This is a genomic window from Bradyrhizobium sp. USDA 326, assembly GCF_049739485.1.
Lineage (GTDB): Bacteria > Pseudomonadota > Alphaproteobacteria > Rhizobiales > Xanthobacteraceae > Bradyrhizobium.
This window is the reverse complement of sequence record NZ_JBMGQA010000001.1, coordinates 5,114,194-5,131,644: the sequence shown is the minus strand read 5'-3', so window position 1 is coordinate 5,131,644 and position 17,451 is coordinate 5,114,194. Positions and strand designations below refer to the sequence as shown.

Below are 17,451 nucleotides of genomic sequence, written 5' to 3'. Positions count from 1 at the left end.
CGGGTTCGGTCCTGACGGACCGCCCCGGAATGACGGGACCTAACGAGGGAAACGCACATGCCCGTACCGCAACACGTCTTCGAGCCGCCGTTCAACATCATCCGCTCCAGCCACGTCGTGATCGACGTCACCGATCTGAAGCTGAGCCGCGAGTTCTACGAGACCATCGTCGGCCTGCATGTCGAGGACGCCGACGACAACGTCGTTTACCTGCGCGCGGCCGAGGAGCACCAGCATCACTCGCTCGTCCTGCGCAAGGCGGCCGCGCCGGCCTGCGCACGGCTCGGCTTCAAGGTCGGCAACGACGGGGATCTCGACAAGGCCGCAAAGTTCCTGTCCGAGAGCGGTCTTGCCTACGCCTTCGTCGACCAGCCGTTTCAGGCCCGCACATTGCAATTCACCGATCCCTTCGGCTTCCAGATCGAGCTCTACGCGTCGATGGACCGGCGGCCTCATCTGCTTCGTCGGTACGATCTCTACAGGGGCTGCCATCCGCAGCGGCTCGACCATTTCAACGTCTTCGCCGCCGAGGTTCAGGACACCATGGAATTTTACGCCCGGCTCGGCTTCCGCCTCACCGAGTACGCCGAGGAGGACGGCCCGAACGGGCGCATCGCCGCGGCCTGGATGCATCGCAAGGGCAACGTCCACGACTTCGCCATCACCAATGGCAAGGGTCCGCGCCTGCACCATTTCGCCTACTGGACGCCGACGGCGATGAACATCATCCATCTCTGCGATGTCATGGCTTCGCAAGGTTTCGTGAAGAACATCGAGCGCGGACCGGGACGGCACGGCATCTCGAACGCGTTCTTCCTCTATGTCCGTGATCCCGATGGGCACCGCCTCGAGCTCTACACCAGCGACTATTTCACCGGGGATCACGACCACGAGCCGCTGCGCTGGTCGCTGCGCGATCCGCGCCGCCAGACGCTGTGGGGCGCGCCCGCGCCGCGCTCCTGGTTCGAGCAGGGCTCGCCCTTCACGGAACAGACGGTGCGCGAGCCGAAATTCGTGGCCGACGTGCTGGTGGCGGATTGATGACGCTCCCCCGCCTCGCCACCTATTCCGTCAAAGGTAACACCCGCTACGGCGCCGTCCTTGACGGCGGCATCGTCGACCTCTCCGCACGCTACGGCAAGGAGTATCCGACGCTGCGCGAGGTGATCGCGGCGGGAAAGCTCGTGGGCCTTGCCGAAGAGGCTGCCGGCCGCGCACCCGATCACGCGTTCAGCGAAATCACCTGGCTGCCGCCGGTGCCCGCGCCGGAGAAAATCATCTGCATCGGCGTCAACTATCCCGACCGCAACGCCGAGTACAAGGACGGCCAGGACGCGCCGAAATATCCGAGCATGTTCATGCGCTCACCGCGCTCCTTCGTCGGCCACGACGCGCCGCTGGTGCGCCCGCGTGCCTCCACGCAGCTCGACTATGAAGGCGAGATCGTGCTGGTGATCGGCAAGCAAGGCCGGCACATTTCCGAAAGCAGCGCGCTCGACCACATCGCAGCGCTGACGCTGTGCAACGAAGGTTCGGTGCGCGACTGGCTGCGCCACGCCAAGTTCAACGTCACGCAGGGCAAGAATTTCGACTCCAGCGGCAGCCTAGGTCCGTGGCTCGTGCCCTACACCCAGGAATCACAGATCGCGGACATTCGTCTCACCACGCATGTCAACGGCGAGCTCAGGCAGGACGATCGCGCCAGCCGGCTGATGTTTCCGTTCCGCTATCTCGTGAACTATATCTCGACCTTCGCAACCCTCGTCCCCGGCGATATCATCGTCACGGGCACGCCGACCGGCGCGGGTGCGCGGTTCGATCCTCCGCGGTACCTGAAGCCCGGCGACCTCGTCGAGGTCGAGGCCGAGGGCATCGGACGCCTGCGCAACGGTGTCGTCGACGAAGCCTGAACAACAAGCGAAGTGGAATAGCCAAATGACCACCCTCACCGGCGGCGAAGCGATCGTAAGCGGCCTCGTCGCACATGGCGTCGACACCGTATTTGGCCTGCCCGGCGCGCAGGTCTACGGACTGTTCGATGCTTTCCATCAGGCCCAGCTCAAGGTGATCGGCGCGCGGCACGAGCAGGCCTGCGGCTACATGGCATTCGGCTATGCGCGCTCCAGCGGCAGGCCCGGCGTGTTCAGCGTGGTGCCTGGCCCCGGCGTGCTCAATGCCAGCGCCGCGATGCTGACCGCGTTCGGCTGCAATGAGCCGGTGCTGTGCGTCACCGGCCAGGTGCCGACGCAATTTCTCGGCAAGGGCCGCGGCCATCTGCACGAGATGCCCGACCAGCTCGCCACCTTGCGCACCTATGTGAAATGGGCGGATCGGATCGAATATCCCGGCAATGCGCCGACGATCGTGGCACGCGCGTTCCAGGAGATGACGTCCGGACGGCGCGGCCCCGCCTCGGTCGAGATGCCCTGGGACGTCTTCACCCAACGGGCGGATACGGCGGCAGCCCAAGTGCTGGAGCCGCTGCCCGCGCCGCTCCCCGATCCTGACCTGATCAAACAGGCGGCTGCACTGATTAAATCCAGCAAAGCGCCGATGATCTTCGTCGGCAGCGGCGCGATCGAGGCGGGCGAGGAGATCCTCGAGCTCGCCGAGATGATCGATGCGCCCGTGGTCGCGTTCCGCAGCGGCCGCGGCATCGTCTCGAACGCGCATGAACTCGGCCTCACCATGGCGGCGGCCTACAGGTTGTGGCCCACGACCGATCTGATGATTGCAGTCGGCACGCGCGCGGAGCTGCCGGCCTCGGGCTTTCGCTGGCCTTATCAACCGAGTGGACTGAAATCCATTCGGATCGATATCGACCCGGCCGAGATGCGCCGGATCATCTCCGATGTCGCCATCGTCGCCGACGCCAAGGCCGGTACGGCCGATCTCGTCGCGGCCGTGAGGAAAGCCGGCTATGCGCGCGCCCGTGGCCGGCGGGAGGCGATCCGCGAGGCGACCGCGTCAGCGCAAGCCGAGATCCAGCGCATCCAGCCGCAGATGGCCTATCTCAACATCCTGCGCGAGGTGCTGCCGGCGAATGCGATCGTTACGGATGAATTGTCGCAAGTCGGCTTCGCCTCCTGGTACGGCTTCCCGGTCTACCAGCCGCGTACCTTCATCACTTCGGGCTACCAGGGCACGCTCGGCTCGGGCTTTCCGACTGCGCTCGGCGCGAAAGTCGCCAATCCCGACAAGCCGGTGGTCGCCATCACTGGCGACGGCGGCTTCATGTTCGGCGTGCAGGAACTTTCGACCGCCGTGCAGTTCAACATCGGCGTGGTCACGCTGGTGTTCAACAACAACGCCTATGGCAACGTCCGCCGCGACCAGCGCGAACGTTTCGACGGTCGCGTGGTGGCATCGGACCTCGTCAATCCGGATTTCGTCAAGCTCGCGGAGTCCTTTGGCGTCGCGGCCGCGCGCGTCACCGCGCCGGATCAGTTCAGGGCCGTGCTGGAGAAGGCACTGGCCCATGGTGGGCCGTATCTGGTCTCGGTCGAGGTGACCAGGGATTCGGAAGTGAGCCCCTGGGCGTTCATCCACCCGGCGAAGCCGTAGACGAAGCTCCATCATGCCGGGACTTCTTCCTTCTCCCCTGTGGGAAAAGCAAGGTCACCGCGTCCTGCGAAACGTCAGATTGATCCGCCGCCGTCCGAGCAGCGGATGCTCGCCGTCGGCAAGCGGCGCCACGCCGTGATAGGCGAGCCTGCTCGGCCCGCCCCAGACCACGGCATCGCCATGGACGAGCCGGAAGCGGCGCGGCTTGTCGCTGCGCGCCATGCCACCGAACAGGAAGGTCGCGGGCAGCCCGAGCGAGACCGAGACGATCGGCGCCGCATAGTCCAGCTCGTCCTTGTCCTGATGCAGCGACAGCCGCGTCCCGGGCTCGTAGCGGTTGACGAGGCAGGCGTCGGGCGCAAAGCCCGCGAAACCGCCCTGCTCCGCAGCGCCGCGTGCCAGATCGCGGAACACGGGCGGCATCGCCGGCCATGGCGCGCCGGTGCGCGGATCGACCGGGTCGTAACGATAGCCGGTGTGATCGGTGATCCAGCCGCGCTCGCCGCAATTGGTCATCGCCACCGACATCTGGTGGCCGCCGGGCGTGGTCATCCGCCGGAACGGAGACTGCGCCACGATGGCGCGCACCGCTTCGATCAGCTCGCCCTCGATCGGCTTGACGAAACCGCGCAGCAGCACGGCGCCGTCCGCGATCTCCTCACGCGACGGCTGCGCCTCGGCAACACTGTCGAACAGATCACCCGTCAATCGCAGCGCTCATTTGGCATCATGAAAGATCACGCCCAGCGTATGGCGCTGGCCGGACCTGATCCGGCTGACGCCATGGCGCAGATTAACGCGGTAGATGCCGCGTGTCCCCTGCACCGGGCGGTGGTGCACGGCGAAGGCAACCGCATCGCCCTGCGCGAGCGGCACGACCTCGGCACGGGACTGCATGCGCGGGCGCTGCTCGGTCAGCACGAACTCGCCGCCTGTGAAATCGCGGCTGGGCTCAGAAAGCAGGATCGCGACCTGGAGCGGGAACACATGTTCGCCATAGAGGTCCTGATGCAGGCAATTGTAGTCGCCGGCCTCATATTGCAGCAGCAGCGGTGTCGGGCGCGCCTGGCCCGCCTCGTGGCAGCGCTTCAGGAAGGCGGCGTGATCTCCGGGATAGCGGATGTCGATTCCCATCGCCTCGTTCCAGCGATTGGCGACGCCTTGCAGCTGCGCGTAGAGCGCCGGGCGGAGTTGCGCGATCAGATCGGGCAACGGATAGGAGAAGTACTTGTACTCGCCGCGGCCAAAGCCGTGGCGGCCCATGACGATGCGGCTGCGGAAGCGCGTGTCGTCCGGGTAGAGCGCGGCGATGCCGCGGCATTGGTCGGGCGTGAGCAGGTCCTTCAGGACGGCGCAGCCCTGGGAGTCGAGCTCGGCGGTGATCTGCGGCCAGTCGAGGGCGTCGACATGGGCGGCGAGGTCGGCAACGGAGGATTGGGCTGATTTTCGAACGGTCATTGTCATGGCAATCACCTTTGCAGCCGGACGTTCAGCTCGCCACCCGATTTCCGATGACTCTCTCCCCGTCATTGCGAGGAGCCCTTGGACGAAGCAATCCAGGTTCCGCGGAGAGACTCTGGATTGATTCGCTTCGCTCGCAATGACGGTGAGGAGAGAGATCAGCCCCGCACCGGCAACGTCACCACGTCGTAGCCGTGCCTGATCGTGCGCTTCAGCACGGGGTCTTCCAGCTCGAAATCGAACCGCTCTGCCGGGCGGATGCCGCCCTTGGCGGCGAAGGTACCGCCGAACATAGCGCAGCCGTCGGGGAACTTCCCACCCGAAAAGCCGCGCGCGATGAGCTCGGTGACCGGCAGCATCGCATCCAGCGTGCCCTCCTGGTAGAGCACGCGCTCGCCCTTGATCGTGGCGAAGGAGCGCAGAATCATCTTGTCCCAGTGGCCGATGACGTCCTCCAGCTCCCACAACGTCGAGGCGATCGGCTTGTCGCACATCTGTTTTGAGACAGTGACGTTGTAGGCCTCGACCTTGCGGTCGGTGTGGTCGGAGCCGCAGCCGACTAAGATGCGGCCCTGCCAGCCGATCAGCACGAACTCGACCTCACCACTGGAGTCGCCACCGGTGCATTCGATGCGGTCTTCCTGGGTCAGCCGCCGTACCGAAGCCCGGTAGTAGATCGGTGTCGAGGCCGGCGGGGCGATGCCCATCTCCTGCAGCTCCGCGATGTGCTTGTCGCGCGCGACGGGATCGCGGCCGGTCCAGCCGGCGATGACCATCTGGTCGATCGCCAGCGTCAGCGGCGTGGTGGTGTCCTCGGCATCGACGGTGAAAGTGAGGTCAAACACGAATGACGGCCTCCATGCCGGCAGCAAGTTCAAAGATACGGCGGTCCGAGCCGCCCGCGCCCGCCAGCATCAGGCCGACGGGAATGTCGCCCTCGCGATGACAGGGCAGTGAGATGGCACAGCCGTCGATCATGTTGATCAGGGTGCAGTTGCGCAGCGCGCGCAGGTTCTGAGTGGTGAACGCCTTGTCGTCGGCGAGGTCGGCGATCTTCGGCGGCGTGTTGGCCGTGGTCGGCAGCGCCAGCGCATCATAGGGTGCAATGCGCGAATTGACGCGGGCGATCAGCGAGCGGCGCTCGTTGAGGAGATCGATATAGTCGGCCGCGCTCTGTGCCTCGCCCCGCATGATGCGCACGGACACGCGGGGATCATAGACGTCGCCCTTGGACGTGATGAGATAGCGATGCCAGGCATAGCTTTCAGAGGCCGCAAACCCGCCCTTTGCGTTCATCGGGCCGATGTCGTGGAATTCGGCCATCTCGATGCGCTCGATGATGGCGCCGTGATCGGCCAGCGACTTCAGCGCGCGCTCGAAGGTTTGGGCCACTTCTGCATCCAGATCGTCGAGCGCGATAGTGGTGGGCACCGCGAGCCGCATGCCCTTTACAGGGCGCGGCTTCAGCGGGACGATCGGCTCGTTCGCCAGCACGGCATCGAGTATGGCACAGCAGCTGACCGATCGTGCCAGCGGGCCGATGCTGTCGAGCGAGAACGACAGCGGCACGGAGCCGTCGAGCGGCACGCGGCGCTGCGTCGGCTTATAGCCGACGATGCCGTTGAAGGCGGCCGGAATCCGGCAGGAGCCGCCGGTGTCGGTGCCGAGCGCGCCGTGCGCCATGCCGTCGAGCACGGACACCGCCGCGCCCGAGGACGAGCCGCCGGGCACGTGGCCTTCGGCGCGGTTCCAGGCGCCCTTCGGCGTACCGTAATGCGGATTGATGCCGATGCCGGAATAGGCGAACTCGGTCATGTTGGTTCGGCCGATCACGACAAACCCCGCCCTGCGCAGCCGCGCCACCGTTGCGGCATCCTGCTCGGCCGGCGGCGAATCGTCCAGCGCGCGCGAGCCGGCGCGCGTCACCTGGCCCTTGATGTCGAAGAGGTCCTTGATCGAGATCGGGATGCCGGCAAAGCGCGACGGCGCCGCGTTGACCTTGCGCAAGCCGTCCATTGCATCGGCCGCCGCCAGCGCGGCGTCCTTGTCGACATGGATGAAGGCGCGCTGGCCCTCGCCGGCGGGATCGGCGATCCTGGCAATGCACGCCTCGACCAGCTTGCGCGAGGTCGTGCGGCCGCTTTCGAGGTCTTCGGCGAGCTTCGCCAGTGTCGGAAAATTGGGCATGTCTGTCTCACGGAATATTGGCGCGCGCAATCTATAGCGCTGGCTCAGTTCGACACAAGCATTGTGCGCATGATGGCATGCATGCGCATTGCTGGACCGTTGACGCACTATAGTCGATTGTCGCATCAAGATCGAAACAGGCGGGCGCGAAGCCTGTCTTTTGGGAGGAGCCGCCAATATGGCCGAACCGCAGCGCGCGCGACCGAAACCGACGCCGGAGACCCAGCATTTCTGGGATGGCACGAAAGCGGGCGAATTGCGCCTGCAGCGTTGCGACGCCTGCGCGCATGTCTACTTTCCGCCGCGCCCGTTCTGCCCCTCCTGCGCCTCGCGCAAGGTCAGCATCTTCAAGGCGAGCGGCAAGGGCTTTCTCTACAGCTACGTGATCAACCATCGTCCCGCCGCGCCGGGCTTCACGCCGCCCTACGCCATCGCCGTGGTCGAGCTCGACGAGGGGCCGCGAATGATGAGCAACATCATCGACTGCCCGCAGACGCCGGAGGCGCTCGAGCTCGACATGAAGCTCGAGGTCGCGTTCCAGGAGCTCGACGACAAGATCACCCTCCCCGTCTTCCGTCCGGCGAAGGGATAAGCCATGCGCAAGAACCAGGTTGCCGTCGTCGGCGCGGCCGAGACCACCGAGCTCGGCGTCATTCCCAACGCCTCCCAGCTACAGCTGCATGCGGACGCCGCACTCAATGCCATTGCGGACGCCGGGCTGAAGCTGTCCGACATCGACGGCTTTGCCACCGCGGTCGAGACGCCGCAGCAGGTCTGCCACTATCTCGGCATCAAGCCGACCTGGGTGGACGGCACCTCGGTCGGCGGCTGCTCGTTCATGCTCCACGTCCGCCATGCCGCCGCGGCGATCGAGGCCGGCCTGTGCAAGACCGTTCTGATCACCCATGCCGAAAGCGGCAAGTCGATGATCGGCAAATTGCCGCGCTCGACGCCGCCGGACAGCCTCAACGGCCAGTTCGAGGCGCCCTATGGCGTCTACGGTCCGCCCAGCATGTTTCCGATCCCGGTGCTGCGCTTCATGAAGACCTACGGCATCACCCACGAGCAGCTCGCTTCGGTTGCGGTGGTGCAGCGGGAATGGGCGGCGAAGAATCCGCGCGCGATGATGAAAGACCCGATCACGGTCACTGATGTCCTCAACTCGCGCATGATCGCCTATCCGTTCCGCCTTCTTCAGTGCTGCCTCGTCACCGACGGCGGCGGCGCGCTGATCCTGACCTCGGCGGACCGCGCCAGGGACTTTCCGCGCAAGCCCGTTTACATCATGGGCACCGGCGAGAGCGTGGAGACACCGATGGTCAGCCAGATGGAGACCTTCAATTCCTCGCGCGCGTTCAAGACGGCAGGGCCACTGGCGTTCAAGGAGGCCGGCATTGCCCACAAGGACGTCGATCATCTCATGATCTACGATGCGTTCGCGCATCTGCCCCTGTTCGGCCTCGGCGATCTCGGCTTCATGCCGTACGAAGAAACCGGCCGGTTCATCGCGGACGGCAACACGCGGCCTGGGGCTAAGTTGCCGCTCAACACCAATGGCGGCGGCTTGTCCTACATGCATTCGGGCATGTACGGCATGTACGCGCTCCAGGAGAGCGTGCGCCAGATGCGAGGTATCGCGCCGGCACAGGTGCCGAACGCGAAGATTTCGGTGTGCCACGGCGTCGGCGGCATGTTCGCCGCAAGTGGCACGATCGTGTTTACGAACGAGAGGTAACTAACCGTCATTCCGGGGCGCGCAAAGCGCGAACCCGGAATCTCGAGATTCCGGGTCTGGTGCTTCGCACCATCCCGGAATGACGGACGCAACAGGAGAAGCTACATGAGCAAATCACTGCAAGACAAGGTCATCATCGTCACCGGCGCAGGCCGCGGCATCGGGCGCGAGATCGCACTGCTGTGCGCGGCGGAAGGCGCCAAGGTCGTGGTCAACGATCCCGGCGCCGCCGCCGACGGTGCCGGCTCGAACGCTGCTCCGGCCGAAGAAGTGGTCGAGGAGATCAAGAAGCGGGGCGGCACGGCGGTCGCCAATTTCGAAAGCGTGGCGGAAGCGATCCCTGCCAGCAAGATCGTGAAGACGGCGACCGATCATTTCGGCCGGCTCGACGGCGTCGTCAACAACGCCGGCATCCTGCGCGACATGATCTTCCACAAGATGAGCGTGGAGGCGTTCGAGGCCGTCATCAAGGTGCATTTGATGGGCTCGTTCTACGTCTCGCATGCGGCGGCCCGCATCTTCCGCGAGCAGGAATCAGGCTCCTTCGTGCACTTCACCTCGACCTCCGGGCTGATCGGCAACTTCGGCCAGGCCAATTATGCCGCCGCCAAGCTCGGCATCGTCGGCCTCTCCAAGTCCATCGCGCTCGACATGGGCCGCTTCAACGTGCGCTCCAACTGCGTCTCGCCCTTTGCCTGGACGCGCATGATCGGGACCATCCCGACTGAGACCGAGGCCGAGAAGGCGCGCGTCGAGAAGATCAAGCAGATGGGGCCGGAGAAGATCGCCCCGCTCTGCGGCTATCTGCTCGGCGATTCCGCCAAGGACGTCACCGGCCAGATCTTCGGCGTGCGCATGAACGAGATCTTCCTGTTCAGCCAGAACCGCCCGATCCGCTCGGTGCAGCGGAGCGAGGGCTGGACGCCGCAGTCGATCGCCGAGCACGGCATGCCGGCGCTGAAGGGCTCGTTCTACAAGCTCGACCGCTCGGCCGATATCTTCACCTGGGATCCGGTCTAGACGGATTCCGTCCATTGCTGCATTGCGATCTCCGGCTGCCCGGCCGGAGATCGCCCGCTTTACGCCCGAATGCGGGCGGATGGTCTCCTCCCAACAAAAAAATCGGGAGGCGACCATGACGACACGACTTCCTATCACCACCGTTTCTGGCGAACCCGTCCTCGCCCGCCGCACCCTGCTGAAGGGCGCTGCAGCCGTCGCGGCGACGGGCATGACCATCGGCGCCGCCGGCGCGGCTTCCGTTACACCGCTCGGCCAGACCGGCGCGCCGACGATGTCGACGGCGCCATTGCCGCTCGGACCATTGCCCGGCAGCCGCTATCCTGACGCTCATCTGGAATCCGCCAAGAAGGGACCGCCGACATTCGGCCCCTCCGGTTTTCCCGCCTTCGCCGGCACGATGGCGGTCGAGCGGGTGGCGACCGGCTTCCGTTGGGCCGAGGGTCCGGTGTATTTCGCCGCGGGCCGCTATGTGTTGTTCAGCGACATTCCGAACAACCGCATCATGCGCTTTTCGGAGGATGACGGTCATCTCAGCGTCTATCGTCAGCCCTCGATGAACTCGAACGGCAACACCATTGACCGCGAAGGACGCCTGATCACCTGCGAGCACAGCGGCCGCCGCGTAACACGGACCGAACTCGACGGCTCGATCACCATCATCGCCGACAAGTTCAACGGCAAGCGACTGAACTCGCCGAACGATGCGGTCGTCACCGCCGACGGCGCGATCTGGTTCACCGACCCCGCTTACGGCATCGGCGGCTTCTATGAGGGAATCAAGGCAGAGCCCGAGCAGGACAAGAAGAACGTCTATCGGGTCGATCCGAAGTCCGGAGAGGTCAAGGTCGTGGTCGACGACTTTGTCGAGCCGAACGGACTCGCCATCTCGCCGGACGAGAAGAAGCTCTACATCTGCGATACCGGGTTCACGGACGGGCCGGACAATCCCTCGCATATCCGCGTGTTCGACCTCGACGTCGCCGCGGGCAAGGTCTCGAACAGCAAGGTCTTTGCAGACATGCCGAAGCCCGGCATTACCGACGGTGTCCGCTGTGACACCGAAGGGCGGGTCTGGTGTTCGGTCGGCTGGGGCGATCCGAACGAGGACGGCGTGCGCTGCTATACGCCGTCGGGTGAGTTGCTCGGCAAGATTCATATCCCGGAGACCGTTGCCAATCTGTGCTTCGGCGGCCAGCAGCGCAACAGGCTCTATATTTGCGGCTCGACGTCGCTCTATGCGGTCTACACCAGTGTGCAGGGCGCGATGAAGCCGTGAGTTGGTGATGACGTCATTCCGGGCCAATGGCGCAGCATCGACCCGGAACGACGGATGAGTTACCCCGTATTCCTCAAGCCCGCCGAGATGCCGTTGATCGTGAGCTGAATCCCGCGCAGCACCTGCTCGTCCGGGTTCTGCGCGCGGTGCTCTTTCAAGAGTTCGACCTGCACGTGGTTGAGCGGATCGAGATAGGGGAAGCGGTGGCGCACGGAGCGTTCCAGCAGCGGGTTGCCCTGGAGCAGGCGGTCCTGTCCCATGATGTCCAGGAGCGTCTCGATGCAGGAATGCCATTCGCGGCGGATGCGGCCGAAGATCTTTTCGCGCAAGGCTTCATCGGGGACGAGCTCGGCATAGCGCGAGGCGATCGCGATCGAGCTTTTCGCCAGCACCATGTCCATGTTCGACAGCAGCATCCGGAAGAACGGCCATTCCTTATAGAGCTCCTTCAGGAACGGCATGCCCTTGTCGGGATGCTCGGCGATCCATTGCTCGACTGCGCTGCCGAAGCCGTACCAGCCCGGCAGCATCAGGCGGCATTGCGCCCAGGAGAACACCCAGGGAATGGCGCGAAGGTCTTCGATCGCGCGGGTCTTCTTGCGTGAGGCCGGGCGGCTGCCGATATTGAGCGTCGCGATCTCGTTGATGACGGTGGAAGCCCAGAAATAATCGACGAAGCCTTCGGTCTCGTAGACCAGGCCGCGATAGGCCTTGAACGCGAGGTTCGACAATTCGTCCATCGCGACCAGATATTCGCGGCGCGGCGCGCTCTGGCGCGGATGCAGGAGGCTTGCTTCCAGCGTCGCGGCGGCGAGGATCTCCAGATTGTTGCGGCCGACCTCGGTATTGGAATATTTCGACGAGATGATCTCGCCCTGCTCGGTGATGCGGATCTGGCCGTTCACGGCGCCGCCGGGCTGCGCGATGATGGCGTCATAGCTCGGGCCGCCGCCGCGGCCGACCGAACCGCCACGGCCGTGGAACAGGCGCAGCCGCACGTGGTGGCGCTCGAACACCTCGACCAGTCCGATCTCCGCCTTATAGAGTTCCCAGCCCGAGGTGACGAAGCCGCCGTCCTTGTTCGAGTCGGAATAGCCGAGCATGACCTCCTGCACACTGCCGCGGCTGTCGACCAGCCGGCGGTAATCGTGCAGCGACAGCATGCGGTCCATGATGCCGGATGAGGCCTGCAGATCCTCGATGGTCTCGAACAGCGGCACGATGTTGATGGCGCTGCGGCCGGAGGGATGGACCAGGCCGACCTCCTTGAGCAGCACCGCCACTTCCAGCATGTCCGACATGCCCTTGCACATCGAGATGATGCATTGAGGGATCGCGTCCGGGCCGAACTTCGCATGCGCTTCCGCGGCGGCATGGAAGACGTTGAGCTCGCCCATGGTCTCGTCGCTGTATTTGACGAATGGCGAGACCAGCGCGCGCGTCGAGCGCAATTCGTTGGTGAGCAGCGAGATGCGCGCGTCCTCGCCGAGCGCGAGATAGGACATGCCGGGATTGGCGGCGTCCATCAGCTCGGCGATGGTGCGTTCGTGCACGGCCGAGTTCTGACGGATGTCGAGCCGGGCGAGATGAAAGCCGAAGCAGTCCACCGCGCGGCGCAGCAGCCGCAGCCGGCCGCGGGCGATGACGCGCGCGTTGTTGGAGATCAGCGAGCGGTGCAGCACGTCGAGATCGGCCTGCAGCTCCTTGACGCTGGCGTAAGGCGCCGCTTTGCCGACCGGCCGGCGTGTGATCTCGACCTCGAGCATTTCGGCCGTTGCGGCGAGCCGGGCATAGATGCCGGACACCGCGAGACGATAAGGCTCGCCGCTCCGGTGCGGCGAGGTGTCCGGCGAGCGCTCCGCCAAGTTGCGCAGTTCCTCGGAGACATCGGCGAGATGAGCCGCGATCGACAGCTCGGAGCCGAGCACGTGCAGCTCGTTCAGATAGAATTGCATCACCCGGCTCGATTGCAGCCGCAGCGTGCCGCGCATGACGTCGGCGGTGACGAAGGGGTTGCCGTCGCGGTCGCCGCCGATCCAGCTGCCCATGCGCAGGAACGAGGCGAGTTCGCCCGCAGCCTGCGCGCCTCCCTCCTCCAGCCGGTCCTCCAGCGTGTTGATCAGCCGCGGCACCTCGCGCAGGAAGGTGTAGTCGTAGAAGGACAGGCCGTTGGCGACCTCGTCGAGCACGGTCAGCTTGGTCCGGCGCAAGAGATTGGTCTGCCACAGCGTCAGCACCTCGCGGCGAAGCTGCTCGTCGCTGGCGACCGCCTCCTCCGCGGTCAACGCGACCCGCTCGCGACGGTCGAGCAGGCTGGCGACCTCCATCTCGCGGTCCATGGTGCTCTTGCGGCGGACTTCGGTCGGATGCGCGGTCAGCACCGGGCTGACCAATGCGGTCTTGAAGAAGTTGCGGAGCTGATCGGGACCGATGCCCGCCGCCTTGGCATGCGCCAGCGTCTCCGCCAGCACGCCGGAGCCGTCGCTTTTGGCAGCGCTGCGCGCGCGCATCTGGCGGATGTTGTTCTGGTCCTCGGCAATGTTGGCGAGGTGCGAGAAATAGCTGAAGGCACGGACGATCCGCACCGTCTCGGAGGTCGACATGCTGTCGAGGATCTGCTCGAGTTCGCGGCGGGCGAGCCGGTCCTCGTCGCGGTGGAACCGGATCGAGGTCTGCCGGATGCGCTCGACCAGGTCGAACACGTCGGCGCCCTCCTGGTCGCGCACGGTGTCGCCGAGGATACGACCGAGCAGGCGGATGTCGTCCCGCAACCGCGCGTCGGCCTCCAGCGCCTGGACGTCCTCGGGGCGGTTTGGGCGCTGATCGGCCTCGGATGGTACGGTCTGGAGGGACATGGCTCGCTCCTTGGTTCGAGCTCGCTTGGATGCCCGGCAACGGCGAGTGTGCGATATTTTTCTGCCGCAGTGCAAGATGAACTTGGTGGCGTCGCGGCAGGGCTGGGGCGATGATCGCGTGTCCCGGACAAGCAGCAACGCGGCAAGCGTTGCTGCGTCGAGCCGGGACCCACAAGCCACAGAGCACATTGCCGCAACATGGGCCCCGGCTCTGCAGCGCATCACGCCGCGAAGACGCGGCGCGCTACGCTGCGTCCGGGGCACGAGAGATTGCCGAAATCTCACCGAGGCGGCCGAGTGCTCCGCGCCTCCACAACGATGCAGCATCTTCACAACACCCCCCAGCGCTAGCCGCCGCCCCTCGGCCTGCCGTGAACTCGCGGGCGGCGACCGTCGGGACGCCGGCGCGCGGCATCCTGGATGGGGAGAGGCGATCGAGCTTGGTACAGCCGAATTCGTCAGTCTTGGTCCTGTTTTATGACTGGGCGCAGCGCATCTAAACGCCAGCGACCGGAATCCCGATCCATCAGGATTTGAGGCTCCCGGTCGATGCAAACGGCGCAAATCTCCGACGAGAGTTTCGCATTGCCCACTGGGTGGTCGGCACGTCCGCGCTTCCTGCAACAAGAGAAACAAATGACCGAGGACCATTCTCATGAAAGCTATCGTTGTAAGGGACCAAGCCGCTGGAGCGGCTGGAATGAAGCTGGTGGACCGGCCCGAACCGCAGGCTGCGATAAACGACGTGCTGGTTCAGGTTCATGCGGCGCGATTTGTTCCGACTGAGCTGACGTGGCCTTCGACCTGGACTGATCGCCTCGATCGCGACCGAACACCATCTATCCCGGGGCACGAGCTGGCCGGAGTGGTCACCGCGCTTGGATATGGAACGACAGGGCTGGTGTTGGGACAGCGGGTGTTCGGCCTCGCGGACTGGTATCGCGACGGCACGCTGGCCGAATATGTGGCGATCGAGGCGCGCAATCTTGCGCCGCTGCCGGACGACGTCGATTTCACAGCGGGGGCGAGCCTGCCGATCTCAGGTCTGACCGCATGGCAAGGACTGTTCCAGCACGGCCATCTTAAGGCGGGGCAGAGTGTCCTCGCGCACGGCGCGGCCGGCGCGGTCGGGTCGATGGTGACGCAACTCGCACGAGAGGCCGGCGCCTACGTCATAGGGACCGGACGCGCCGCCGACCGTCAGACGGTGCTCGACTTCGGCGCGAAGGAGTTCGTCGACCTCGACAACGACGCCCTGGACGACGTGGGCAAGATCGATCTGGTGTTCGATGTCATTGGCGGTGACATACAGAAGCGGTCGGTCGAACGGATTCGAGCCGGAGGAACACTGGTGACCATCGTCGGCCCCGCCGAGGCGCGGCCTTCCGACGGTCTAGCAGTCGACTTCGTCGTCGAGCCGGATCGCGCTCAACTGCGTGAGATCGTCCAGCGGGTGCAAGACGGACGACTGAGGACGCACATCGGCAAGATTTCAAGCCTCGATGACGCCGTCGCCGCCCTGAATTCGACCGAGCGACGCAAGGGGAATACGATCATCCGTGTTCGTCCCTGAGCGAGGCAAAGCCCATCGAGGCACGCGGTCGACCGACGCTGTCCAGGGTCGGTCGCCGGTTGAGTTGTCCGCTTCGGTTTATGAGCCGCCAATAATGGCCAAGCCCTGCGACCTCCAGCTCCGTCGCCGAGCGCCAACCCTTATGAAGTCACGTCTCAGGCCGGTACGATCACCTTGCCGATCGGCCAGAGCGCGATGCCCGCGAGCTTCAGATGCGCCCAGGCGAAAGGGATGCCGATGATGGTGACGGCGAGCACCAAGGCCGTCAGGACGTGGCCGAGCGCCAGCCACCAGCCGGCGAGCACGAACCAGATGATGTTGCCGATCACCCCGAGCGGACCCGTGCCGATATCCTCGACACCCGTGACCTCGTAGCGGCTGACCGCCCTCGAGCCGAACGGCAGCAGCGTGTAGACCGCGATGTTGAACGCCGCCCGCGCCCAGGGCAGGCCGATGATGGTGATGGCCATGATGACCGCGGCGACCACCCAGCCGAACGCCATCCAGGCGCCGCCGATGAGGATCCAGAGGATGTTGAGGAGAATGGAAACGGGGGCCATGGGATTCAGGAGCCTCGAGATTATCCGCGTCAGCAAGTAGGCATATATAGGCGCCCTCGCCGGAATCAAAGACCGTGGCGACGACTGCGTTCGGCTCGCAGTGACGTGCCGACGAATCCAACATCCGCGATCCCTCGAAAAATCTCCTTCGCACCGAGAAAAAGCGTCAGCGCGGCGACGCCAACCGCGGCAAGTCCCGAGATGAGAATGGAATTCGGGCAGAATATGACAAGAAACAGGTCGAGCGGAATGTATCCAATTGGCATGTGCGGCCAGCAAGCGAATGCCAACGCCCAACCGCACAACAGCACTGCAGCAGCGTTCACTCCAGCCAGGGCCGGCACGACGACCGCGAGACCCTTTTTCATAGAGAGCGCGAGATCGACCATCTTCACAACGGCACAGCATGCGACCACGATGACGACCATCAGCCCCCATGCGGAAAGGCCTGTAGCGATGCTCTGCGCCGGACCGCCCCACGCCCACAGCGCGATGACGAAGGCTAGCAGGGTCAGGTTAACCTTGACGACCTCGGGAAACTTGCAACGAAGCGTCCAGGCGTTCGCTTTTTCGACAAGGTCGAGCAATGCGCACGTGATCAATCCGGCTGCAAAACCGCCGAGATGGACGCCCCAGTCGATCCGCGAATTGCCGAGCGCAAACGCAATGTTCAATCCGATGTTTATAGCGAAGAAGTCGAACCCGACGTCGTGCTTGCCGAGTATCCAGAGGCAGAGCAGCGCGCCGAGGATGCCCGACGTGGCGCCGGACGCCCCGACTGTCAAATAAGGCGTGGAATGGATGCCATTGCCGATGACGGCACCGAACACCATCGCGCAGAGGTAGATGATTAGGAAATAGGCCGGCCCGACCCGCCGCTCGAGATGTGCGCCCCACAGCACAAGGCACAACATGTTCATGGTGAGGTGGACGAAATCAACGTGCAGGAAGCCATACGCGACGAGGCGCAAGTACTCGTGCCGCGCGATTGCGGTCGCATACATGCCACCGAACCGATACAGCAACTCCGCCGGCGCCGACGCGCCGCCCGCCAGGATGAAGCAGAAACCCGACGCGAGGATAGTGACCGTCATCAGCACGTAGACGGCGGCATGGGGGACTTCGAAGAAACCAGGACTGGCACGGTACGAGGGCATGGATGATCAGCGCGGGCTGGCGTGGGCGTGGGAACGCCAACTTAGCCGAGCCGATCAATG

15 protein-coding genes are annotated in these 17,451 nt (G+C 64.8%); 8 read left to right on the top strand and 7 right to left on the bottom strand.

Annotation, left to right across the window (positions count from 1 at the left end; all coding sequences use genetic code 11):
• Positions 1–57 precede the first annotated feature (57 nt).
• Genes hpaD through ABIG06_RS24155 form a run of 3 tightly spaced genes read left to right on the top strand, consistent with a single transcriptional unit; the run spans position 58 to position 3,564 of the window.
• Positions 58–1,041: a 3,4-dihydroxyphenylacetate 2,3-dioxygenase gene (hpaD, locus tag ABIG06_RS24165; protein WP_370138859.1), complete on the top strand. Its 984-nt coding sequence runs from the start codon at positions 58–60 to the stop codon at positions 1,039–1,041.
• Positions 1,041–1,910 (top strand): fumarylacetoacetate hydrolase family protein, encoded by an 870-nt coding sequence (locus ABIG06_RS24160; protein ID WP_370138858.1) that lies wholly within the window; start codon positions 1,041–1,043, stop codon positions 1,908–1,910. Before hpaD ends, ABIG06_RS24160 begins: the two co-directional genes overlap by 1 nt.
• A gap of 25 nt (positions 1,911–1,935) precedes the next feature.
• Positions 1,936–3,564, top strand: a complete 1,629-nt coding sequence (locus ABIG06_RS24155) for a thiamine pyrophosphate-dependent enzyme (RefSeq protein WP_370138857.1) — start codon at positions 1,936–1,938, stop codon at positions 3,562–3,564.
• A gap of 54 nt (positions 3,565–3,618) precedes the next feature.
• Here ABIG06_RS24155 and alkB read toward each other — a convergent pair whose 3' ends face one another.
• From alkB to ABIG06_RS24135, 4 genes are all read right to left on the bottom strand, one after another.
• A complete protein-coding gene (gene alkB / locus ABIG06_RS24150) occupies positions 3,619–4,272 on the bottom strand; it encodes a DNA oxidative demethylase AlkB (protein ID WP_370138856.1) in 654 nt (217 codons plus the stop codon).
• 9 nt (positions 4,273–4,281) lie between these two features.
• The gene (locus tag ABIG06_RS24145; protein ID WP_370138855.1) at positions 4,282–5,028 is read right to left on the bottom strand and encodes a 2OG-Fe(II) oxygenase; all 747 of its coding nucleotides are present in this window, start codon (positions 5,026–5,028) and stop codon (positions 4,282–4,284) included.
• A 155-nt stretch (positions 5,029–5,183) separates the two neighbouring features.
• A complete protein-coding gene (locus ABIG06_RS24140; RefSeq protein ID WP_370138854.1) occupies positions 5,184–5,870 on the bottom strand; it encodes a DUF2848 domain-containing protein in 687 nt (228 codons plus the stop codon).
• Positions 5,863–7,212, bottom strand: a complete 1,350-nt coding sequence (locus ABIG06_RS24135) for an amidase (RefSeq protein WP_370138853.1) — start codon at positions 7,210–7,212, stop codon at positions 5,863–5,865. Before ABIG06_RS24135 ends, ABIG06_RS24140 begins: the two co-directional genes overlap by 8 nt.
• 178 nt (positions 7,213–7,390) lie before the next feature.
• Here ABIG06_RS24135 and ABIG06_RS24130 point away from each other — a divergent pair, with 178 nt between their 5' ends.
• The 4 genes from ABIG06_RS24130 to ABIG06_RS24115 all read left to right on the top strand — a co-directional run bounded on the left by ABIG06_RS24130 (position 7,391) and on the right by ABIG06_RS24115 (position 11,246).
• The gene (locus ABIG06_RS24130; protein WP_027558650.1) at positions 7,391–7,804 is read left to right on the top strand and encodes a Zn-ribbon domain-containing OB-fold protein; all 414 of its coding nucleotides are present in this window, start codon (positions 7,391–7,393) and stop codon (positions 7,802–7,804) included.
• A 3-nt stretch (positions 7,805–7,807) separates the two neighbouring features.
• A complete protein-coding gene (locus ABIG06_RS24125) occupies positions 7,808–8,947 on the top strand; it encodes a thiolase C-terminal domain-containing protein (RefSeq protein ID WP_370138852.1) in 1,140 nt (379 codons plus the stop codon).
• 105 nt (positions 8,948–9,052) lie between these two features.
• On the top strand, positions 9,053–9,967 hold the full coding sequence (locus tag ABIG06_RS24120) for an SDR family NAD(P)-dependent oxidoreductase (protein ID WP_319334213.1): 915 nt from the start codon (positions 9,053–9,055) through the stop codon (positions 9,965–9,967).
• Positions 9,968–10,082: 115 nt separating this feature from the next.
• Entirely contained in the window at positions 10,083–11,246 is a 1,164-nt protein-coding gene (locus ABIG06_RS24115; protein ID WP_370138851.1) for an SMP-30/gluconolactonase/LRE family protein, read from the top strand.
• Positions 11,247–11,305: 59 nt separating this feature from the next.
• On the opposite strand, the gene ppc is transcribed toward ABIG06_RS24115, so the two are convergent.
• The gene (gene ppc / locus ABIG06_RS24110) at positions 11,306–14,101 is read right to left on the bottom strand and encodes a phosphoenolpyruvate carboxylase (RefSeq protein WP_370138850.1); all 2,796 of its coding nucleotides are present in this window, start codon (positions 14,099–14,101) and stop codon (positions 11,306–11,308) included.
• Between the two features lie 655 nt (positions 14,102–14,756).
• On the opposite strand from ppc, the gene ABIG06_RS24105 reads away from it, so the two are divergent.
• On the top strand, positions 14,757–15,674 hold the full coding sequence (locus ABIG06_RS24105) for an NADP-dependent oxidoreductase (RefSeq protein WP_424578395.1): 918 nt from the start codon (positions 14,757–14,759) through the stop codon (positions 15,672–15,674).
• 155 nt (positions 15,675–15,829) lie between these two features.
• On the opposite strand, the gene ABIG06_RS24100 is transcribed toward ABIG06_RS24105, so the two are convergent.
• The gene (locus tag ABIG06_RS24100; RefSeq protein ID WP_370138848.1) at positions 15,830–16,234 is read right to left on the bottom strand and encodes a YccF domain-containing protein; all 405 of its coding nucleotides are present in this window, start codon (positions 16,232–16,234) and stop codon (positions 15,830–15,832) included.
• Between the two features lie 65 nt (positions 16,235–16,299).
• Complete coding sequence (locus tag ABIG06_RS24095; protein ID WP_370138847.1) at positions 16,300–17,391, bottom strand: rhomboid family intramembrane serine protease; 1,092 nt, start codon at positions 17,389–17,391, stop codon at positions 16,300–16,302.
• Positions 17,392–17,451 lie beyond the last annotated feature (60 nt).